21 protein-coding genes and 1 other RNA gene are annotated in these 21509 nt (G+C 61.4%); 9 read left to right on the top strand and 13 right to left on the bottom strand.

Going from position 1 to position 21509, the window contains the following annotated elements:
- Positions 1-7: 7 nt before the first annotated feature.
- The 5 genes from WDB88_RS08320 to speB all read right to left on the bottom strand — a co-directional run bounded on the left by WDB88_RS08320 (position 8) and on the right by speB (position 7033).
- Positions 8-2320 carry a Tex family protein gene (locus tag WDB88_RS08320; protein ID WP_339107206.1) on the bottom strand — a complete coding sequence of 771 codons (2313 nt, stop codon included), beginning with the start codon at positions 2318-2320 and terminating at the stop codon, positions 8-10.
- 122 nt (positions 2321-2442) lie between these two features.
- Positions 2443-2838 carry a VOC family protein gene (locus tag WDB88_RS08315; protein WP_339107205.1) on the bottom strand — a complete coding sequence of 132 codons (396 nt, stop codon included), beginning with the start codon at positions 2836-2838 and terminating at the stop codon, positions 2443-2445.
- A 59-nt stretch (positions 2839-2897) separates the two neighbouring features.
- Positions 2898-4127: an MFS transporter gene (locus WDB88_RS08310; protein ID WP_339107204.1), complete on the bottom strand. Its 1230-nt coding sequence runs from the start codon at positions 4125-4127 to the stop codon at positions 2898-2900.
- A gap of 231 nt (positions 4128-4358) precedes the next feature.
- A complete protein-coding gene (locus WDB88_RS08305) occupies positions 4359-5975 on the bottom strand; it encodes an FMN-binding glutamate synthase family protein (protein ID WP_339107203.1) in 1617 nt (538 codons plus the stop codon).
- An 86-nt stretch (positions 5976-6061) separates the two neighbouring features.
- Positions 6062-7033 (bottom strand): agmatinase, encoded by a 972-nt coding sequence (speB, locus tag WDB88_RS08300; protein WP_339107202.1) that lies wholly within the window; start codon positions 7031-7033, stop codon positions 6062-6064.
- Between the two features lie 182 nt (positions 7034-7215).
- On the opposite strand from speB, the gene WDB88_RS08295 reads away from it, so the two are divergent.
- Complete coding sequence (locus WDB88_RS08295; RefSeq protein WP_339107201.1) at positions 7216-7701, top strand: Rrf2 family transcriptional regulator; 486 nt, start codon at positions 7216-7218, stop codon at positions 7699-7701.
- 158 nt (positions 7702-7859) lie between these two features.
- On the opposite strand, the gene ndk is transcribed toward WDB88_RS08295, so the two are convergent.
- Positions 7860-8282: a nucleoside-diphosphate kinase gene (gene ndk / locus WDB88_RS08290; protein WP_339107200.1), complete on the bottom strand. Its 423-nt coding sequence runs from the start codon at positions 8280-8282 to the stop codon at positions 7860-7862.
- 166 nt (positions 8283-8448) lie between these two features.
- On the opposite strand from ndk, the gene ssrA reads away from it, so the two are divergent.
- The 6 genes from ssrA (at position 8449) to WDB88_RS08260 (ending at position 12725) form a co-directional block, all read left to right on the top strand.
- Positions 8449-8804, top strand: a transfer-messenger RNA (tmRNA) gene (gene ssrA / locus WDB88_RS08285).
- A 188-nt stretch (positions 8805-8992) separates the two neighbouring features.
- Positions 8993-9421, top strand: coding sequence for an ester cyclase (locus tag WDB88_RS08280; RefSeq protein WP_339107199.1), 429 nt, complete (start codon positions 8993-8995; stop codon positions 9419-9421).
- Between the two features lie 104 nt (positions 9422-9525).
- Positions 9526-9987: a ClpXP protease specificity-enhancing factor SspB gene (locus tag WDB88_RS08275; RefSeq protein ID WP_339107198.1), complete on the top strand. Its 462-nt coding sequence runs from the start codon at positions 9526-9528 to the stop codon at positions 9985-9987.
- Positions 9988-10175: 188 nt separating this feature from the next.
- Positions 10176-11570: a class II fumarate hydratase gene (gene fumC / locus WDB88_RS08270; RefSeq protein ID WP_339107197.1), complete on the top strand. Its 1395-nt coding sequence runs from the start codon at positions 10176-10178 to the stop codon at positions 11568-11570.
- Between the two features lie 79 nt (positions 11571-11649).
- A complete protein-coding gene (locus WDB88_RS08265) occupies positions 11650-12270 on the top strand; it encodes a L,D-transpeptidase family protein (RefSeq protein ID WP_339107196.1) in 621 nt (206 codons plus the stop codon).
- A complete protein-coding gene (locus WDB88_RS08260) occupies positions 12267-12725 on the top strand; it encodes a hypothetical protein (RefSeq protein ID WP_339107195.1) in 459 nt (152 codons plus the stop codon). Before WDB88_RS08265 ends, WDB88_RS08260 begins: the two co-directional genes overlap by 4 nt.
- 52 nt (positions 12726-12777) lie before the next feature.
- On the opposite strand, the gene cydX is transcribed toward WDB88_RS08260, so the two are convergent.
- The 5 genes from cydX to cydD form a co-directional block, all read right to left on the bottom strand.
- Positions 12778-12888 (bottom strand): cytochrome bd-I oxidase subunit CydX, encoded by a 111-nt coding sequence (cydX, locus tag WDB88_RS08255; protein ID WP_339107194.1) that lies wholly within the window; start codon positions 12886-12888, stop codon positions 12778-12780.
- A gap of 16 nt (positions 12889-12904) precedes the next feature.
- Positions 12905-14065, bottom strand: a complete 1161-nt coding sequence (gene cydB / locus WDB88_RS08250; RefSeq protein ID WP_339107193.1) for a cytochrome d ubiquinol oxidase subunit II — start codon at positions 14063-14065, stop codon at positions 12905-12907.
- Between the two features lie 6 nt (positions 14066-14071).
- Positions 14072-15682, bottom strand: coding sequence for a cytochrome ubiquinol oxidase subunit I (locus WDB88_RS08245; protein ID WP_339107192.1), 1611 nt, complete (start codon positions 15680-15682; stop codon positions 14072-14074).
- A gap of 108 nt (positions 15683-15790) precedes the next feature.
- Entirely contained in the window at positions 15791-17458 is a 1668-nt protein-coding gene (locus tag WDB88_RS08240) for an ATP-binding cassette domain-containing protein (protein ID WP_339107191.1), read from the bottom strand.
- Complete coding sequence (gene cydD, locus WDB88_RS08235) at positions 17455-19224, bottom strand: thiol reductant ABC exporter subunit CydD (RefSeq protein WP_339107190.1); 1770 nt, start codon at positions 19222-19224, stop codon at positions 17455-17457. Before cydD ends, WDB88_RS08240 begins: the two co-directional genes overlap by 4 nt.
- 188 nt (positions 19225-19412) lie before the next feature.
- On the opposite strand from cydD, the gene WDB88_RS08230 reads away from it, so the two are divergent.
- Positions 19413-19610, top strand: coding sequence for a DUF4169 family protein (locus WDB88_RS08230; protein ID WP_339107189.1), 198 nt, complete (start codon positions 19413-19415; stop codon positions 19608-19610).
- Positions 19607-19864, top strand: coding sequence for a ribbon-helix-helix domain-containing protein (locus tag WDB88_RS08225; RefSeq protein WP_339107188.1), 258 nt, complete (start codon positions 19607-19609; stop codon positions 19862-19864). Before WDB88_RS08230 ends, WDB88_RS08225 begins: the two co-directional genes overlap by 4 nt.
- On the opposite strand, the gene WDB88_RS08220 is transcribed toward WDB88_RS08225, so the two are convergent.
- Both WDB88_RS08220 and WDB88_RS08215 read right to left on the bottom strand, forming a co-directional pair.
- The gene (locus WDB88_RS08220; protein ID WP_339107187.1) at positions 19853-20683 is read right to left on the bottom strand and encodes a lysophospholipid acyltransferase family protein; all 831 of its coding nucleotides are present in this window, start codon (positions 20681-20683) and stop codon (positions 19853-19855) included. The genes WDB88_RS08225 and WDB88_RS08220 overlap by 12 nt on opposite strands.
- A complete protein-coding gene (locus tag WDB88_RS08215) occupies positions 20680-21453 on the bottom strand; it encodes a GNAT family N-acyltransferase (RefSeq protein WP_339109502.1) in 774 nt (257 codons plus the stop codon). Before WDB88_RS08215 ends, WDB88_RS08220 begins: the two co-directional genes overlap by 4 nt.
- Between the last annotated feature and the right edge of the window lie 56 nt (positions 21454-21509).

Genomic DNA, 21509 nt, shown 5'->3' with positions numbered 1-21509 from the left:
CTCTGGATTATTTCCGTTTGCCAAACGCTTCGGCCAAGGCAGACCCTAAAGCCCCAGTGGAACCGGTTTTGGGAGAATCCCCGGTCCCTTTGCGGGATCGATATGCGTTCTGTTGATCGCGCGCAGGCTTGCCCTCTTTCGCGGCGGCGGCTGCGGGCTTGGCATCCCGACGCATACTCAACCCGATACGTTTACGGGCAATATCAACTTCGGTCACCATGACCTTGACCACATCACCCGCTTTCACCACTTCATGCGGGTCCTTAACGAAGCGGTCTGCCAACTGGCTGACATGCACAAGCCCATCCTGATGAACGCCGATGTCCACAAAGGCTCCGAAAGCGGCGACATTGGTCACGGTCCCCTCAAGGCGCATTCCGGGGCGCAGGTCCGAAATTTCTTCAATCCCGTCTGCAAAACTCGCGGTCTTGAAATCCGGACGCGGATCACGCCCTGGCTTTTGTAGCTCTGCCAGAATATCGTGGATAGTTGGAAGGCCGAACCCGTCACGCAGGAAATCTTCGGCCCGGATCATACGCAAAGCGGCCTCATTGCCCATGACCGAACGCAGATCGCGCCCGCAGGCTTTTACGATATCGCGCGCGATGTCATAGGCTTCCGGGTGCACCGCCGAGGCGTCCAGAGGTTCTTTCCCGTCGCGAATGCGCAAGAAACCGGCGGCTTGCTCGAAAGCGCGCGGCCCCAGTCGGGCCACTTTCAAAAGGTCTTTACGCGCGGAAAATGCCCCGTTTGTTTCCCTATGGGACACAATCGCCTCGGCCAAAGCGGGCCCGAGCCCCGACACATGCGACAAAAGCGCCGCCGACGCCGTATTCAGGTCAACGCCCACCGCGTTCACGGCATCTTCCACGACCCCTTCCAGCGAGCGCCCCAAACGGTGCTGGTCCACATCATGCTGATACTGCCCGACGCCGATACTTTTGGGTTCGATCTTGACCAGCTCGGCCAGCGGATCCTGCAGGCGTCGCGCAATAGAAACTGCTCCCCGCAGGCTCACATCCAGATCCGGAAACTCCCGCGCAGCCAGTTCCGAGGCGGAATAGACGGAAGCGCCTGCCTCGGAGACAATAACCTTTGTCGGAACAGGCTGCCCCTTGGGCAGACGTTTGAGAACATCCAGCACCAACCGCTCGGTCTCGCGCGAGGCGGTGCCATTGCCAATCGCGATCAATTCGATCTTATGTTTCATCATCAGGGCCAAAAGCGCGGCTTCCGCCCCCCGCAGATCATTTTTCGGCTGGAACGGGTAAATCGTTGTGCTCTCGAGCAGTTTGCCGGTGGCATCGATAGCGGCCACTTTCACGCCTGTCCGAATCCCCGGGTCCAGCCCCAATGTCGCGCGCGCGCCAGCAGGAGCCGCCAGAAGCAGATCCTTGAGATTGCGGGCAAATACCGAGATCGCTTCCTCTTGCGCCCGCGTCCGCAAATCCCCCAGAAGGTCCAGCATCATCGACAGGGACAACTTGACCCGCCATGTCCATGCAGCGGCCTGACGCAACCAATGCGCCCCCGCGCCATGCCCCCGCAGATTGAGCGACGCGGCAATCATCTCTGCGGGCCGGTCGGCCACGGCTTCTTCGGGCAGGATATCAAGCGTGATCACCCCCTCATTCGAGGCCCGCAACATAGCCAGAGCGCGATGCGACGGCGCCGTCTGCCATTTCTCGCTGTGATCGAAATAATCCGAAAACTTCGCGCCCTTGTCGGCCTGCCCGTCCACAAGCTTCGCCCGCAAGACCGCGTTCTGATGCATCCAGTCGCGCAACCGTCCCAGAAGCGCGGCATCCTCCGTCAGACGCTCGCCCAGAATGTCACGCGCGCCGGTCAAAGCCTCTTTGACAGTTGGCACAGCCTCGTTGAGATACGCGGCCGCCACTGTCTCGGGGTCCGCGCCATGATCGGCCAAAATCGCGTCAAGCAAGGGTTCAAGACCGTTCTCGCGCGCAATCATCGCCTTGGTGCGGCGTTTTTTCTTATAGGGGAGGTAAAGGTCTTCCAGCTCTGCCTTGGTCTGGGCGCGCGCGATCTGCAGTGCCAGATCATCGCCAAGCTTCCCCTGTTCCGCGATGGATTTCACAATCGCCGCACGCCGCGTTTCCATATCGCGCAGGTAGATCAGCCGGTCGGAGAGCAGACGCAGCTGTGTATCATCCAGCCCCCCCGTCGCCTCTTTACGATACCGCGCGACAAAAGGCACGGTCGCGCCCTCGTCCAGCAGCTTGACCGCGGCCACCACCTGTTCGGGGCGGGCAGAAATATCACTGGCAATCTGGCGGGATATGCGGAGTTCGGGGTCCAAGGCTTCCTCCATGCGTCTTAGGCAGTCTTCTCGGAAGAAGGGGTCTATCCCCGATCCGCCCAGCCGCCAAGGGGGATTGCATCCGCGCAAGGCCGACCGGCTCGGTTTTGCCGATCACAGCCTCAGGCAAAGCGCCCCGAACGCGCCAGCACCTCGATCTGGTATCCATCGGGATCGGCCACAAAGAAGAACCGCGCAATCGACGTGCCCGCCGGTGCGAAATCAACGATGTTGCGGGGGGCAAAGCCTTCGGCCTCGAAACGCGCGTGTTCCGCATCGAGATCGGCCACCGTCACCGCCAGATGGCCATAGCCGGTCCCCAGATCATAGGGCGTGCCCTGCCCCTTGTTCACCGTCAATTCCAGTTCGAATTCCGTTTCGGAATTCGACAGATAGACCAGCGTGAATTCCGGAAACTCGAGCCGCTCCACCAGTTCAAGCCCGAAAGCCCGATGGTAGAAGTCACGCGATTTCCTCTCATCCGTCACGCGGATCATGGAGTGGACCAGTTTTGCCATTTCAAACCCTTTTGCTACGAGGTGGTTGCGCGCGCCGTCCCGCGTTCAGAGGCCGGCGTTCAGATATAGCCGAAGCGCGCGCGGCGACGCCAGTCGAAGACCGTGACACAGAACAGAAGCAGCCCGCCAAAACTCAGCGCAGCCCCCACATAGCCCGAAACCGGATAATCATAGCCCGCCGTCAAGGCTTTGGCGGCAAGAAACGGCCCCAGCGCATTGGCCAGATTGAAGGCCGCGTGATGGAGGGCCGCGGCAAGTTGCTGGGAGTCACGCGCCACATCCATCAGGCGGATCTGCAACGGCATAGAGACCCCGCTAAGAAGGCCCAACAGCAGCACACAGACCGCATAGCTGCCAAGATGGCTGGTGGCCGACGGATAGGCCAGCAACAGAAGCGTCCCCACCGTCAGGCTGAAAAAGGCGGTCGCGGTGTGGCTGCGGTCAGACGCCCAGCCATAGATTATCGTGAAAATCGTCATCCCGATCCCCGCCAGCGCCAGAATGAAGGGCACGTAAGTGGCCGGAAGATGCATGCTGTCCGTCGTGGTGGAGGCGAGATAGGTATAGACCGAGAAAAACCCGCCAAACCCGATAGCGCCGGTCGCCAATGTCAGCCAGACCTGCGTGTTTTTCAGCGCCCCCAACTCCTTGAGCGGGCTGGCATTCGGGTCCACGGGCACGCGCGGGGCCGCCAGAAAGACCGAGATCGCGGTCATCAACGAAATCGCGCCGACCAGCAGGAAGCTCCAGCGCCAGCCCACCGTCTGCCCCAATATATTGGCCATCGGCACGCCAAGCGTAGTGGCGATGGTCAGCCCCAGAAACATCTTGGACACAGCCGCCGCACGTTTTTCTTTGGGGACGGCCGCCGCGATCACCAGCGCGCCCACGCCGAAATAGGCCCCGTGCGGAAGCCCTGACAGAAACCGCATCGCCATGAAGCTGCCGAAATTGGGAGCAAGGGCCGAGAGCATGTTGAACACCGCAAAAGCAACCATCAGCCATGTCAGCATCAGACGCCGCCGCACCTTGGCCCCGATCACTGCCAGCGTCGGCGCACCGATCACCACTCCCAGCGCATAGGCGCTGATGGCATCCGCCGCACGCGAGGCATTCACCCCGAGTTCCTTCGAGAAATAGGGCAGCAGCGCCATCGAGGCGAATTCCGTCGTACCAATGGCAAAGCCCCCGAGCGCCAAGGCCAGAATAATCAATCTCGGCGATGCCTTGAAGACGGGCGGTTCGGCCCCCTGCAGCGGGCCAGCCGTTGAAGAGTGTTCGATGCTCATGAGATGGGTCCTAGCATTGGAGGGGGAAGCCAGCGGGCCTTTATGTGCCTAGTATGGAGCATGTGGAAAAAGAACAAGCGACCGACATGATTTTATGTATGCGCTCATTGCAAGCCCGCTTGCAATCGGGCGCAAAGACGGGTTCGGCACAAAAAAACGGCGGTCCGGAAACCGCCGTTCTGCAAGGTCAGTTTGCAGCCCCCCCAGTCAGGCAGACCAGAACCTGCGAGATCACACACCGTCATCGATCGGGAAGAAACTATCGGAGCGCGCGCGGTGCCAGCGCGACAGATAGCCGAATTTATCCTCTTCCTCGCGCAGCAGGAAGCCTTCGGGCATATAAGGATACACCTCGCTGCCCACCACCATCTGCCGGTCCTTCTCGCGCATCATCAGGTGATGGGGCAGGAATTTCGACGGATGGTCCAGCCCCGCAGCGCCAGTCATTTCCTTGAGGGCTTTCATCGTGTTGCGATGGAAATTCGCGACCCGCGTCGCCTTATCTTCAACCACAAGCGCCTTCTGGCGACGGGCGTCCTGCGTGGCCACCCCGACCGGACAGCGGTTGGTATGGCAGGCCTGCGCCTGAATACAGCCAATCGCGAACATGAAGCCCCGTGCCGAGTTGCACCAATCCGCCCCGAGCGCCAGCGTGCGGGCAATATCAAAGCTGGAAATGATCTTGGCAGAGGCCCCGATCCGGATCTTGTCACGCAGCCCCGCACCGCGCAGCGCGTTGTGGACAAATGTCAGCCCTTCGACAAGCGGCATGCCCAGACGGTTGGCAAACTCCAGCGGTGCCGCCCCGGTGCCGCCCTCCTTACCATCGACCACGATGAAATCGGGGGTGATGCCGGTTTCGATCATCGCCTTGATCATGCACATGAATTCGCGGCGGTGACCAACACAGAGTTTGAAGCCCACAGGTTTTCCGCCCGAAAGATCGCGCAGCGTCTTGATAAATTCGCACAGCTCGATCGGCGTCGAGAACGCCGAATGCGAGGCAGGCGAGACGCAATCCTGATCCATCGGGATATCACGTGCCTCGGCAATCTCGGGCGAGATTTTCGCCGCCGGCAACATCCCGCCATGACCGGGCTTGGCACCCTGGCTGAGCTTGATCTCGATCATCTTGACCTGCGGGTCCTGCGCGCGCTGCGCGAAGGTCTCGGGATTGAAGCTGCCATCATGATTGCGGCAACCGAAATAGCCCGAACCGATCTCCCAGATCAGATCGCCGCCGCCCGCACGGTGATAGCGCGAAATCGACCCCTCACCGGTGTCATGGGCAAAGCCCCCCAGCTTCGCACCGGTATTGAGCGCCTGAATGGCATTGGCAGACAGGGCCCCGAAAGACATGGCGGAGATATTGTAGATCGAGGACGAATAGGGCTGCGTGCAATCCGGCCCGCCGATTGTCACACGGAAATCATGGCTCTGGATATGGCGCGGCTGCACCGAGTGGGTGATCCACTGATAGCCGGAATCATAGACCCGCTGCTTGGTGCCGAAAGGCCGCGCATCTTCGACATTCTTGGAACGCTGATAGACAAGCGACCGTTCCTCGCGCGAAAAGGGTTCTTCGTCCTGATCCGCCTCGATCAGATATTGCCGGATCTCGGGACGGATACTTTCCAGCAGATAGCGCATATGCCCCATGATCGGGTAATTGCGCAGCACCGCATGGCGTGTCTGGCGCACGTCATAGCAGCCCACAAGGAAAAGCGCGCCGAAGATCACGAGGGGCAACCAGAAAATCCCGTGAAAAGGCACGCCGAACAGCGATAACAGCGCAAGGGCACCGCAAACAATCATCGGTGTAAAGCGGCTGACATCTCTCGAATGCATGGCTTGCTCTCCTGTAAAGCGCATTTCTTGGGGCTATAGCCGAGTTTAATATGGGAGTGTAACCGGAAACTTACCGACACAACGGATCACAAACTGGTTCCCGAAGGCACAAGCCCGCGCAAGGCAATCAGTTCGGTCAGGACATGGGCACCGGCAATCGCGGTGGCCCCCGTGGTGTCATAGGGGGGCGAGACCTCGACCACATCCCCGCCAACCAGCATCAGCCCGCGCAGGCCGCGCAGGATCTCGGCCGCCTGCCAGCTTGCCAGCCCGCCCCAGACCGGCGTCCCCGTCCCCGGTGCAAAGGCCGGATCAAGGCAATCGATATCGAAGGTGATATAGCACGGACGCCTGCCCACGACCTGCTTGATCTTGGTGATCACCGCCTCCACCCCTTTGCGATGCACGAAAGGCGCGTCAAGGATCGTCACCCCCAGCGTATCGGGATTGTCGGTGCGGATCCCGACAGAGACCGAAGCCTTCGGGTCCACCAGCTTTTCCTTGATCGCCTTATACAGAAACGTGCCGTGATCAATCCGTGCCGGATCGTCATCGACCCATGTGTCGCTATGCGCATCGAACTGGATCAGCGCAATCGGGCCATAGATCTCGGCCACGGCGCGCAGGATCGGCAGGGTCACATAATGGTCGCCGCCCATCGACAGTGGCGTCACCCCCGCCGCAAGAATGCCGCGCAGATGCTCGGTGATCCGTGCAGGCGTCTGTGCGACATTGGCATAATCGAACGCCAGATCGCCATAATCGACTATACTCAGGGTAGAGAACGGGTCATAGCCCCAGCCATAGGGCGCATCGAAGGCCTGCAGCGTCGAGGCCTCGCGGATGGCCCGCGGCCCGAACCGCGCCCCCGGCCGGTTGGTCACCGCCTGATCGAAGGGGATGCCGGTCACCGCCACATCGACCCCGACAAGATCCTTGCTATAGCGCCTGCGCAGAAAGCTGGTCGCGCCGCCAAAGGCGTTCTCGTAGCTCAGGCCACGCCGCTTCTGTCTGGTAAAGGCCTCATCGACCTGTGTCTTGGCATCCTCTAGCGCCATCCGTGCCTCCCTGTTTCAACCACACCTTCAAGACGTGACGCTATGTCATGCACGGGTCAAGCCCCGTCCGGCCATAATCCGCACAGCCAAGCCCGTGCGTAAAGATGGGTTTCGGTTATATGATCTATGTCAAATCGCACAAATCAGAAACAGGTTAAGGTCCGCGCAACTTAGGAGGGAATATGCGACTTACAATCCGTACCAATCTGGCAATGCGCACCTTGATGTTCTGTGCCATCAATGCCGGTCGGACCGTGCGAAAATCGGAAATTGCGGAGAATTGCAACGCCTCCGAAAACCATCTCGCTCAAGTGATCAACACCTTGTCGCAGCGCGGCTTTATCGAGACGCGGCGCGGGCGTGCCGGCGGCATGCAGCTTGCGCGTCCGGCAGCCGAAATCTCGGTCGGCGAGGTTTTCCGCAGCTTCGAGGGCGGCCTGCCCTTTGCCGAATGTTTTGACGAAGGCTCGAACACCTGCCCGCTGCGCGACGGCTGCATGCTGCGCAACGCGCTGAGCAAGGCACTCGAAGCCTTCTTCGCCGAGCTGGATCGCTACAATCTGGCCGACCTTGTCGAAAACAACGACAAGCTTGAAAAGATCCTGCTGCTGCCCAATGCGATGCCCCATGTCACCGCCTGCAGCCCGCGGATCTCGGCGCTGCACTAAGCCTGTCTTGCGGAGCAGGCTCCCCCCTGTTCCGCAGCCCCCCTGTTCCGCAGGCCTCCCCGGCGGATCCTTCGCGCATGTCCCCTGGAAGGAAGAACCGGGCCCATAAAAAAAGCCGCCTCGACCGAGGCGGCTTTTTCATGTGATGGCGGAAGAAATCAGCCCACCAGCTCGAGGCCGGAGAAGAAGAACGAGATTTCTTGCGCTGCGGTTTCGGGCGCGTCCGAACCGTGCACCGAGTTCTCGCCGACCGACAGGGCGTATTCCTTACGGATGGTGCCTTCTGCCGCATCCGCGGGATTGGTTGCGCCCATGACTTCGCGGTTTTTCAGGATGGCGCCTTCGCCTTCGAGAACCTGAACAACAACCGGCTCGGATGCCATGAATTCGCACAGTTCGCCGTAGAAGGGACGCTCTTTGTGGACTTCATAGAACTTGCCGGCTTGGTCCATCGACAGTTTGATGCGCTTTTGTGCGACGATGCGGAGACCCGCTTCTTCGAACTTGGCGTTGATTTTGCCGGTCAGGTTGCGGCGGGTTGCGTCGGGTTTGATGATCGACAGCGTGCGTTCGATAGCCATAGTCAGCTCTTTCCATTGCATCTTGCCCGCGCGGGGAGACCGGGGGCGATTGAGAATATCGCCTGCCTGCTATCATGGGCATCCGCGCTTGAAAAGCCCCGGCAACTGCTCTTGCCCCGCTTCCCGACCCGAAAACGTGACGTTTTCTGAAGACGGCGCATTACGGCGGCTTGAAACCCGCCAGACAGCGCCTTATATCGATCAATGTTCGGGGCTTGCTCCGGACTATGGACATAAACGCGCATGTAATACACGGCTCGGACCCGGGGGCGGTACCCGGCGGCTCCACCATATATCCTTTCGTTTGGGATCACGGGGCCGAAATAGGATCGACGAACGTCTAAAGATGTAGCTTTGTCTCGGTGAGATACCACCGTTATCGGTTCACAAAGTACAATTGCAAACGACAATCGTGCTCCGGTGGCTCTGGCTGCGTAAGCAGCTCGGGTACCGAAACCTAACTCCTTGCGTTTAGCGACGTAAGGCGGGGCCCGCAGGAGCCTGGCAACAGAATCCTGCACCTCTCCCCCAAAATCGCGTTTTGGCCCTGCCCTTCCTGTCATCCTCACACATGGCATCGACGGTTTGTTTTGGACAACGCAGCCATAAATTGTAGGATGTAGCATATATTATGCTTGAGGGGTGTGTTGTTAACCCAGCTTCAAGTTGTAGCTGATGTAACTCTTTCCATGAGAACGTTTGGGGAAGATATGGCAGACAAACTCGATCTGTACCGGCAGTTTCTGGAAGAAGTCTGGGCAAACGGGCGCGTCGAGCGCCTGCCCGCCTTCGTGACGGATGCCACAGAATCACACGGCCTCATCACCGATGTCTGCATGACCCGCGACGATCTCGAGGATCTGGTGCCCGCCCTGCGCGCCCTGCTTGACGCGATCCAGCACGACATTCTGTACTCCTATGAAAACGGCCGTTTTTTACATGTGATGATGCGCGTCAGCGGGCTTTCGAAGTCCTCCGGTGAGACGGTCGCCTTTACCGGCCAGTCCCTGATCGAATTCGACGGGGACAAGATTGCCGGATCACAGGATCACTACGATCTGATCGGGTTGTTCAGCCAACTCGGCTTCTTACCCAAGGACACTGTCGAACTCTGTCTCTCCAGCGAGAAGATTTCGTAAGATTTCTCGCGTCTAAAGCACCTTGGACGCAAGAGTGCCCCTTTCCAACGGTCGTAAAACCCCTATGGTGAGGGAACACCTGCCAAGGTATGGAAGGACAAGGAATGACCCGCAGCATCGATTATGGCAACCTGATGCATCGCGCAATGCGAAGCCTGATACAGGAGGTGCTTTCGGATGTGGCCGAAAACGGCCTTCCGGGCGCGCACCATTTTTTCATCACCTTCGACACGCGGGCGGATGGCGTTGAAATGGCGGATTGGCTGCATTCGCGTTATCCTGAAGAAATGACGGTGGTCATCCAGCACTGGTTCGACAATCTCAATGTCGATGATGACGGTTTCGGCGTGACGCTGAATTTCGGCAACAATCCCGAGCCGCTCTATATTCCCTATGACGCGATCCAGACCTTCGTCGATCCCAGTGTCGAATTCGGCCTGAGATTCGAAACCCAAGACTCCGAGGAAGAGGACGCGCCGGAAGAGGATGGCGATGACGATCCGCCGCCCGCAGGCGACCGCCCCGAGGCCGAAGTTGTCAGCCTCGACAAGTTCCGCAAGTCCTGAGCGGGCGCGGGTCGGCATGACCGTCCGGCACAGATCACAGGCCGCCCTTCAGGGGGCGGCTCTTTTGTTATGTTAGCGCCCGTATACAGGCGCATACCGTTTGCATTCCCCCGTTCCAGCCCTTAGACAAAACGGCGTTGACGGCTGGCCGGTTTCATGGCCAGAGCTGGTTATTACGGAGGCCCACTATGACCGCGACCCGTACCGAGACCGATAGCTTCGGTCCGCTGGAAGTTCCCGCAGATAAATACTGGGGCGCGCAGACGCAGCGCTCGATCATGAATTTCCCGATTGGCTGGGAAAAGCAGCCCGTGCCGATCATCCGCGCGCTTGGCGTGATCAAGAAAGCCTGCGCGATGGCCAATAAGGCCAATGGTTCGATGGATGCCAAAATCGCCGATGCGATCATCGCCGCCGCCAGCGAAGTGATTGACGGCAAGTTCGACGACAACTTCCCGCTGGTCGTCTGGCAGACCGGCTCGGGCACCCAGTCGAATATGAACGCCAACGAGGTCATCTCGAACCGCGCGATCGAGATGCTGGGCGGCGAGATGGGTTCGAAAAAGCCTGTCCACCCCAATGACCACTGCAATATGGGGCAATCCTCCAACGACACCTTCCCGACCGCGATGCATGTCGGTATCGCCATGTCGGCGCGTGATGTGCTGCTGCCCGGCCTGACGAAACTGGCCGAAGCGCTGGAGGCGAAATCCGCAGCCTTCAAGGATATCATCAAGATCGGCCGCACCCATACGCAGGATGCGACCCCTCTGACCCTTGGTCAGGAATTCTCGGGCTATGCGCATCAGGTCCGCAAGGGCATTGCACGTGTCGAGGCCTGCCTTGGTGACATCTACGAACTGGCGCAGGGCGGCACCGCTGTTGGCACTGGTCTGAACACCAAGAAAGGCTGGGGCGAAGCGGTTGCGGCGAATATGGCCGAGATCACCGGCCTGCCCTTCGTGACGGCTCCGAATAAATTCGAAGCTCTGGCAGCCCATGATGCGATGGTCATGTTCTCGGGCGCGCTCAACACGGTTGCGGCCTCGCTCTTCAAGATCGCCAATGACATCCGTCTGCTGGGCTCGGGTCCGCGTTGCGGTCTGGGCGAGCTGATCCTGCCGGAAAACGAGCCGGGTTCCTCGATCATGCCGGGCAAAGTGAACCCGACGCAGGCCGAAGCGCTGACCATGGTTTGCGCCCATGTCATGGGCAACAACGCAGCCGTCGGCTTTGCGGGCTCTCAGGGTCATTTCGAGCTGAACGTCTACAACCCGATGATGTCCTATAACGTGCTGCAATCCATGCAGCTTCTGGGCGACTCGGCCTCGGCCTTCACCGATAATATGGTGGCCGGCATCGAAGCCAACGAGCCGCGCATCGAGAAGCTCCTGCATGAATCGCTGATGCTGGTTACCGCGCTTGCGCCGACCATCGGTTATGACAACGCCACCAAAGTTGCCAAAACCGCGCATAAGAACGGCACCACGCTGAAGCACGAAGCCATCGCGCTTGGGTTCGTGGACGAGAAGACCTTTGACGAGGTTGTCCGTCCCGAGCTGATGATCGGCCCGCATGACTGATCGGCCACCGGCAGTCTGATCTTTGAAGGGCGGCTTTCGGGCCGCCCTTTTGCGTATTCCCTTTCCGATACTGATTTCCATGACCAACCCCCCGCCTGTTCCGGGACCTGTCCCGAGGCTTATCCCGAAGCTTGTCCTGGCGATAGGCTGTGCGATCGCCCTGCCCGCCTATACGAAGATCATGGCCCGCATAGGCTCCGGCACCCCGCCCGCAATGGCCGCAACAGCGCAACAGGCCGATCTGGTGGTGGTCTCGAAGCCCGACCGGCAGATGGTGCTGATGCGACAGGGGCAGATCCTCAAACGCTATCCAGTCACCTTCGGCGCGCATTGGCAGGATGGCCCGAAACAGGTCGAGGGCGACGAGCGCACGCCCGAAGGCAGCTATCACATCGACTGGCGCAACTCTCAATCAATGGCCCATCTCAGCCTGCATATCTCTTATCCCGATGCGACAGATCGCGCGCGCGCAGCTGCGGCGGGCCATGATCCGGGCGGCAATATCATGATCCACGGGCTGCCCAATGGATGGGGCGCTTTGGGGCGGTTGCATAGGTTGTGGAACTGGACGGATGGCTGCGTTGCGGTGACCAATGCCCAGATGGAGGAGATCTGGTCCTTGGTGCCGAATGGCACGCGGGTCGTGCTATCGGATGCCGCGACAGATCGGATCGTGGCAGCGCACCGGCCACAGCCATGATCGCGCCACTGTTTCGTACATGGCGCTATCCGGCCTTCTGGGGGCTACTGTTTTTGGCGCAACTTTTCTGGGGGGCCGTCAGCTTTGCAGTCGCGGCTTACCAGAATATGGGCCAGAATATGGACCATATCACACTGCTTGCGGCTTTCATGGGCATGAACAGCGTCAGTGAGACCCTGATGGCACAGGCGATGCTCTGGCTGTGCCTGCGGCCCTTTTTCCTGCTACCGGAACTCTGGCTCTATTATGCGCTGCGCCATTACTACCCCTATTTCCGCAACCCGCGTGCGGTGACGGTGCTGGCCGGAACAGCGGGGTTTGTGATATGTGTGACGGTGCTGGCCCTGCGGCAAACTCCGCCACAGTCCCCCGCCTTCCTCCTTTTCAGATGCCTTTCCATCCTATGGCCAGCCCCCGCTTTGGCCTTCTGGATCTTTCCTGCCGGGCGACACTAAAAGAGGCGGCATTTCTGCCGCCTCTTCCAACCCTGTCTCCAGTGACCAGGGTTTACTTATTGTCGATCTGTTTCTGGTCTTCCTTCAGCTCCAGCCACATCGCATTCATGACGGCGAAAATGGCGGCCAGCGGCAGGCCCAAGATCCATGCGAAATACCACATCTGTCTGTTCCTTTTCTCAGTAGACCGAATGCGAGTTATTGGTGATCTCGTCTTCGGTGACCTTACCCCAGAGCACCTTATAGACCCAGCTCGTATAGGCGATGATGATCGGCACGAAGATCACCGCACAGACCAGCATGATGAAGAGGGTCAGATGCGAGGAGGACGAGTTCCACACCGCCAGCGACGAATTCAGCGCGCTGCTCGAGGGCATGATGAAGGGGAACATCGTCAGGCCGACCGAAGAGATCACGCCCAGCACCGACACGCCCGATAGCAGCATGGTCGACACCTCACGCCCCGCTTTCAGCCCCAGATAGGTGAGCAAGGCGCAAACGATCCCCAAAGCCGGTGCAATCACGATCCACGGACGCTCGCCATAGGCGGTCAGCCAGGTCGAGGAGCGTTCGACGGTGAAGTAGAGCGGATTGGACGGACCGTCGGTGACCACATCTCCGGCAAAGGTGAAGCCCGGAATGAAGGCCAACCAGATACCGGCCAGCACATAGGCTGCCACAGCCACCAGCGCGGCTTTGGACCCGATGGCACGCGCACGGGCGGCCACATCGCCTTCGGCCTTGAGGTTTACCCATGCGCCGCCATGCATGATCAGCATGGACAGCGAGACCACCCCTGCCAGAAGCGAGAAGGGATCCAGCAGACCGATGAACTTGGTATACCACGCGCCTTCATAGACGGTGTGCAGGTCATCGGTCAGGTGGAACGGCACGCCCTGGATCACGTTGCCCACGGCCACACCGAAGAGCAGGGCCGGAACCGCACCCGAGATGCACAGCGCCCAGTCCCAGTTACGGCGCCATGTCACGCTGTCGCGTTTGGAGCGGTATTTGAAGGCCACGGGGCGCACGATGAAGGAGGCAAGCACCACGAACATCGCCAGATAGAAGCCCGAGAAGCTGACCGCATAAAGCGGCGGCCAAGCGGCGAAGATCGCCCCACCGCCCAGAATGAACCAGACCTGGTTGCCTTCCCAGACGGGGCCTACGGTGTTGATCACCACGCGGCGCTCGGTATCGGTGCGGGCGATGAAGGGGATCATCGCAGCCGTTCCCATATCGAACCCGTCAGTGGCCGCGAAGCCGATCAGCAAGATGCCCAGCAGCACCCACCAGATCACCCGCAAGATGTCATAGCTGATTAAATCATGAAGGATCATAGCAATTTACTCCGCAGGTTCCGCGATGGCATCGGCATGGCCTCTGCCGCTCAGACGTGCCCGATGGGCCTCCATCCAGCTTTCGGTTTCCGCGACATCCTCATGCGGGCCTTTGCGGATATATTTCAGCATCAGACCCATCTCGATGATGAACAGCACCGTGTAGAAAAGGATGAACCCGGCAATGGTCATCAGCAGTTCGGTGGCCGAAAGCGACGAGACCGAAAGTGCGGTGGGCAGGATACCGTCCACAGTCCACGGCTGACGCCCGAACTCGGCCACGAACCACCCCATTTCGGCGGCAATCCACGGCGCGGGGATCATCCAGACGGCGACATGCAGCATCGGGCGCGGATAGTTCATCCCCTTGAAGGACGCGCGGTAGAACATATAGGCCATCGTGCCGATGAACAGGAAGCCAAGCGCTGCCATCACACGGAAGGCCCAGAAAAGCGGCCAGACGGTGGGAACGGTATCATTGGCGGCCTGCTTGATCTGCGCGTCGGTCGCCTGACGCGGATCGTCGATATATTTCTTCAGCAGGAAGGCATAGCCCAGATCGGCGGAGTGATCCTCGAAGGTTTTCATCACCTCGGGCGCTGTGGCGGCGCGGTCCTGACGGACCGTCATCAGCGCATCATAGGCGATCAGACCGTTGCGGATGCGTTCTTCCGAGGTTTTCACCAGATCCGCGATACCGGGGATCGGCGTATTCAGCGAGCGTGTACCGATCAGACCCATCACATAGGGAATATGGATGGCGTAATGGGTTTCGCGCGCAGTCTGGTCGGGGAAGCCGAAGGCGGTGAACGGTGCGGGTGCCGGTTCGGTTTCCCACATCCCCTCGATCGCGGCCAGTTTCATCCGCTGGGTATGGGTGGCGTTATAGCCCGACTCGTCGCCCAGAAGCACGACCGACAGCGCCGAAGCCAGACCGAAGGCTGCGGCAACCGTGATCGACCGGCGGGCAAGCTCGGTATGGCGCCCGCGCAGCAAATACCATGCCGAGACACCGATCACGAAGACCGACGCCGTCACATAGCCCGCCGAAACGGTATGGACGAATTTCGCCTGAGCCACCTCGTTAAACAGCACCTCGAAGAAATTCACCATCTCCATGCGCATGGTCATCGGGTTGAATTCGGCACCCACGGGGTTCTGCATCCAGCCATTGGCGATCAGGATCCACAGCGCCGAGAAGTTCGACCCGATGGCGACAAGCCATGCCACGACGCAATGCGCGATCTTCGACATCTTGTTCCAGCCAAAGAAGAACAGGCCGACAAAAGTGGCTTCGAGGAAGAACGCCATCAGGCCTTCAATGGCCAGCGGGGCGCCGAAAATATCGCCCACATAATGGCTGTAATAGCTCCAGTTCATACCGAACTGGAATTCCATGGTGATGCCGGTGGCAACCCCAAGGGCAAAGTTGATCCCGAACAAAAGGCCCCAGAATTTGGTCATCTGGCGCCAGATCGGGCGGTTGGTCATCACATAGACCGTCTCCATGATCGCCACGAGGATCGACAGACCCAACGTCAGCGGCACGAAGAGGAAGTGATACATCGCAGTCATGGCAAATTGAAACCGTGACAGCTCGACGATACCGAAATCCATATCCTCAGCTCCTAGCGGGAAAGATGAGTTTCCCATTCGCGTTTTTCGATATGAGCGACCTACGCCTGTTGCGGAGGGCGCTCCTTGATCTGCGTCAAAAAGTAGAAATCAAATGCCTGTTTCGATTTTTACGGTTTTATCGGCGAAAACAACCTCAGATTGCCTATGAGAAGCCATTATGATGGTAGAGTGTAAAAGGTAATCACGAATGCCTTTTAAAACCTCGGCGGCGGTCTTCTGGTCCAGCCCTTCGGTGGGTTCGTCCAGCAAGAGCACCTCCGGCCTGCGCAGAATCGCGCGGGCAAGCGCCACGCGCCGCGCCTCGCCCCCCGAAAGCCCCTCGCCCCGCGCCCCGATCCGCATCTGCAACCCGCCCCGCGCGACACTCACCCGCTCGAGCGCGCAGGCCCGCAGCGCGGCCTGCATATCCTCGGGGGTGATCGTCTCGCAGCCCAGCCGCAGATTGTCTTCCAGAGTGCCCGCAATCAGCGCGCTGCGCTGTGGCACCAGCACCACCGATGCCCGCAGCGCGGCCTCGTCCAATGTGGCAATCGCAGTGCCGTTCAGCCGCATCTCCCCCGACGCCACCGGCAACAAACCGGCCAGCGCAAGAAGGACGGTGCTCTTGCCGCCGCCGCTCGGAGCCGTCAGCGCCACCGTCTCGCCCTGCGCCGCCGTCAGGGAAAGGTCGCGAACCACCGGCAGACGGGTGCCCGGACGCGCGATCGACACCCGCTCCAGCACCACTCGCGGGCCGGTCCGTGCGACAGGCGCCCCCCCCGCAGGCCGCACCGGATCCGCCGCCGGAACGCCAATCTGGACACGCACCCGATGTGCAGCCATCCGCATCCGCCCCAGATCGGGGGCCAGACGACGCAGCGGGGCCAGAGTCTCGGCCAGTCCCAGCGCGGCGAAAAATCCAAGCGAGGCAAAGGCGGGCGCGAAGTCTCCGGCACTGACCGCCGCCACGCCCAGCCCCAGCGCCCCTGCCGCGATGCCCTGTGTCAGCAGGTTGAGCAGCACCCCGACCCGACGCTCTGCCGCATCCTGCCCCTGTGCGCCCGCCGCCTGACGGATCTCGGCCCCGCCAACGCGCGCGGCCTGTTCGGGCAACCGCCCATAGACCGCCAGATCGCGCCTTGCGCGGATCATATCGATCAGGGCGCTGCGAAAGTCCTGACTGGCCCTCTCGCGCGCGGTGGCCCCCTGCGCGGACAGACGCGCCGCCACACTCAGGATCAGCCCGCCCCCCAGCACATAGCCCAGTGAAATCCATGCCGCGATCTGCCCGCCCAGCAGCCAGTGCAGCCCCAGATAGACCACCAGATGCGTCGCCAGCGCCGCCATGACCGGCAGGAACAGCCGCAACGATACCCCGTCCAGCGCATCGACATCCGCCGTCAGCCGGTTGAGCGCCTGCGCCCCCCTGATCCGCGTCATCCGGCCAAAGGAGGCCCCCAGAAAGCTGCGCAGGATATCGGCCCGCAGATGCTCCAGCTCGCGCAGCGTCGCATCATGGGTCAGCAGCCGTTCCCCATAGCGCCCCGCCGCTCGTCCGAGAGCCAGAAACCGCACCAGTGCCGAAGGGCGGAACACGTCGAACATCGCCCCCACACCGGCAAGCCCTGCTGCTGCCGCCGCCACGATGAACCAGCCCGACAGACCCAATAGCGCCGCCCCCATGAACAGCACCACAAAGCTCAGCCCCCCCCCACGGATCATCGCCCAGCGATGCGCCCGCAACAGACGCCAGAAAATGGCCAAGAGATCTTTCATAGCCCGTCCTCCAACCGGATGATCCGGTCCATACGCTGCGCAAGCGCCATATCATGGGTGGCCACCAGCACCCCCATCCCCCCGGCATGGGCGGCCAGAATCCCGTCGCTGACCAGTCGCGCCGTCTCTTCGTCAAGATCGGCGGTCGGCTCGTCGGCCAGAAGCAGATCGGGGGTGCGCGCCAATGCACGCGCCAGCATGATCCGCCGCGCCTCCCCGCCGGACAAACCGCCACCGGTTTCCCCCAGCGTGGTCTCGAGCCCTTCCGGCAGCGCGCGCACCACATGGGCCACGCCCGCCCGTTCCAGGGCCGGCCAAGGGTCGGCTCCTTCCGGCAGCATCAGGCTGTCGCGCAGGCTTCCCGACAGGAAATGCGGAGTTTGCGGCATCCAGCCCAGCCGCGCCCGCCAGCCATCGGCCCGCTCGGGCACAAGGGCCTGTCCGGCCACATCGATCCGGCCTGCATCGGGCTGCAAGATCCCCGCCACCAGCCGCAGCAACGTGGTTTTTCCAGAACCGGACGGCCCCACCAGCGCCACACTCTCGCCCGGGGACAGGTGCAGATCAGGCAAGGCGCGCCCATGCACCACCAGCCCCGTCGCCGCAATCTGGCAGCGCCCCGCCACAGGGGTGGCCTGCCCCCCCGACCCGATCAGCGGGGCCGGACGGGCCTGCATCCAGTCCTCGATCTCGGCCCCGACCGCCTCGGCCGAGGCGCGGTCATGCCATGCCGCCGACAGGTCACGCAGCGGCTGGTAAAATTCGGGCGCAATCAACAGCAGGAAAATCCCCGCCTCGGGGCTCAGCGTTCGTCCCCATGTGCCAAAGCCGATCTCGCCCAAAAGCGAGAAGCCGACAAACACCGCCACCATCGCCACACCGATCGCCGAGAAGAGTTCGAGCACGGTCGAGGACAGGAAGGCCACCCGCAGCACCGCCATCGTACGCTGGCGCAGGCGGCCTGTCTGGGCCTCGAACCCCGCCATCACCTGCTTTTGCGCTCCGAGCACGCGGATATCGAGCACCGCGCCCAGCCGTTCGACCAGCAGGTCGTTCAGGCTGCCGACCTCGTCGAGCTGGCGCATCGAGGCTTCCTTTGCAGCCATGCCTACCAGCGCCATGAACACCGGAATAAGCGGGCCCGAGATCGCAAAGATCACCGCCACCGCCCAAGAGGGCCACAGCGCCAGTGCCAGAAACAGCAAAGGCACCACGGCCACCCGAAACTGCGCGGGCATATAGCGGGTGATATAGGGCTTGAGCAGGTCCGTTTTCTCTGCCGCCAGCGCCGCAATCGCCCCCGCACCACCAAACGCGCTTTCTTCGCCGCAGGACGCTTCCTGCGCCACGATCTGCAGGCGCAACCGGTGCAGCACCTGATTGGCCGCCCGCTGCGCCATATGCTCGGCGGCCCATCCCAGCCCAGCACGCAGAGCCCCCAATGCCAGAAACACCAAAGCGGCGCGCAGCGGATCGGACGGCCTACCCAGCAGCAGCCCGCCCAGCACATGCGCCACAAGCAGCGCCTGAAGCGGCCAGACCAGCGCGGCCAACACCGACAGGCCGGACGCCGTCCGCAGCTGCCGCTGTTCCGGCATCATCAACGACCGCAGCAGCTTGCGCCCGCGCCGCGCACGGATCAGCGCCTCGTCCGCTGCGGGGGATGCCCCGCTTGCCTCGCCCGCCTCGCCCCTTGGTTCGCCCCCTGGTTCGCCCGTGAGCTCGCGCCCCGGTTCGCGCCCCGGTTCGCTCTGTGAGTGGCCCATCCTGTGCACCCCGTCCTCGCTTTGTTGCGTCCGGCTTTAACGGCAATCCGCAAAAGTCCATTTGATCTGCATCATTTCAACGGGAAAAAGCGCAGGCGCAATATATGTTTGTCCGCTGCAAGAGCGGCGGAAGCGGGCGCTATGGGTTGGGCCTTTTCAGCGCAGCCGAAGCATGGCAAAATCACCCCATGAGCAATGTCACCAATCTCAACCAGTTCCGCAAAGCCAAGGCCCGTGCCGGAAAGCGCGCACAGGCGGATGCCAATGCGGTGAAATTCGGGCGCAGCAAAGCCGAGCGCGCCCGTGACGAGGCCAGCGAAAGCGCCGCCTCGCGCCATCTGGATGGCCACAAGATCACACCGCCCAAGGCGGACCCCACCCCATGAGCCGCCCGCGCAAGCATTCGCTGACCCTGGGCCGACACCGCACATCGGTGACGCTGGAAGAAGAGTTCTGGCAGGCATTCCGCGACATTGCGCGCGACAGGGATCAGGGGATCAACGCGCTGGCCGCCGAGATTGATGTGGCCCGTGGCATGGAGATGGGGCTGGCCACCGCCATCCGGCTGTTCGTGCTGCGTCATTACCGTGCGCAGGCAGAGAACGCTGGGCCGAAGGCGGCTCCGGCCTCAGAGGGCTAGGCCGCCATGCCGCACGGCCTCCTCGCAGGCGGCCGCGAGGCTTTTGCGATTGGCCTGATCCCTGACGCGCAGCGCCGGATGGAAATCCAGCACGATCCGCCCGCCACGTTTTGCCACCAGCACTTTGCGCAGATGCGGCCCCAAGGGCATATCGCCCCACCAGCCATAAAACCGCGGATCTTCCCCCTCGGGGGCGATATAGCGCAGGGTCACGGGCTGGACCCACATGCGCTCTTTCAGATCCTCGGTAAAGAACGCCTGAAAAAGCGTTGATTTAAAAGGAAGAATTCGTTGTGTGTCGGTGGAAGTGCCTTCTGGAAAAAACAGCAGGCGATGGCCCGCGCGGATACGGTCTTCAAAAAGCTGCGCCTGCTGGGCCGCCTCGCGACGGTCGCGGCGGATAAAGACGGTGCCTGCCGCCCGCGCCAGTCCGCCAATGCCCGGCCAGCCCGCCACCTCGGCCTTTGCCACAAAGAACACATTCACCGCCGCATTCAGTGCCAGAATATCCAGCCATGATCCGTGATTGGCCACCACCGCGCCCGGATGGGTCATGGGCCGCCCTTCGACGTGATAGGCAATCCCCAGTATCGCCACCGCCGCCCGCGACACCAGACGCGGCACATGGACCGACCAGCGCCTGTCGCGCCTGCCGCAGAGCCGCTCCGCCGCAGAAACCAGCCCCAGCACAAGCAGACCGGTCGCAAGGCACAGGCCCAAAGCCAGCAGCCGCCCGACCAGGCGCCAGCGGTCTCCGGCCCGCGCGGGCGGCAATGCGGGCGGCGGTCCGCCCTCCCATGTCGGAGACGGCGGGCTCATAGAGGCGCCCTGCGGGTATAGAAGCTGCGATGTTTCCCGCTCATGGCTTTGGTATCCATCATCACCAGCACATCGGTCGTATTGAACGCATGATCCACAAACGCCCCCTCGCCAACATAGCCGCCAAGCTTGAGATAGGATTTGATCAGATTGGGCATGGCCGTCATGGCCTGCCGCCGGTCAAGCGCGTCGGGCGGGACCAGATTCATCGGCTGGAAAGCCCGCTCCTGCGCCCGTGCCCGTAATCCGGCGGGCGCAAGGTGATGATGGTGCAACCACGCCAGAGGCATCCTGAGCGCCGCGATATCGGTGCCATGAAAAGACGCCACACCGAACAGGATCTCGATCCCATGCGTGAGCACATATTCCGCCAGACCGTTCCACAGCAGAAACATGGCCGCCCCCCCGCGGTGATCGGGATGCACGCAGGAGCGCCCCAGCTCCAGCATCGGCCGCCCCAAAGCCCTGAGCGGCGTCAGGTCGTATTCGGCATCGCAATAATAGCGCCCGAACGCCTCTGCCCGCTCCGACCGCAGCAACCGGTAGACCCCCACCACATGCGCCAGACTGGCCGGATCCCTCTCGGGGTCCACCAAAAGCAAATGATCGTAAACGGGGTCGAAAGCATCGCATTCCAGCTGGCGGGCATGGTCCACCATCTCGCCCCCGCCCCCCAATTCGGTTACGAAGACCTGATAGCGTAGTCGTTGCGACGCAAGAAGATCCTCCTGACTGGCCGCAAGACGGATCTCTAAACGACTGCTTTCCATCATGTTTTCTTCCGGTCACTTCTCAGAAGGGTCACGCCTTGCGCCTGTTGTGGCGA

Origin of the sequence: Thioclava sp. GXIMD4216, from assembly GCF_037949285.1 — a bacterium.
Lineage (GTDB): Bacteria > Pseudomonadota > Alphaproteobacteria > Rhodobacterales > Rhodobacteraceae > Thioclava > Thioclava litoralis.
Note: the sequence above shows the minus strand (reverse complement) of the source record. Positions and strands in the feature narration are given on the sequence as shown.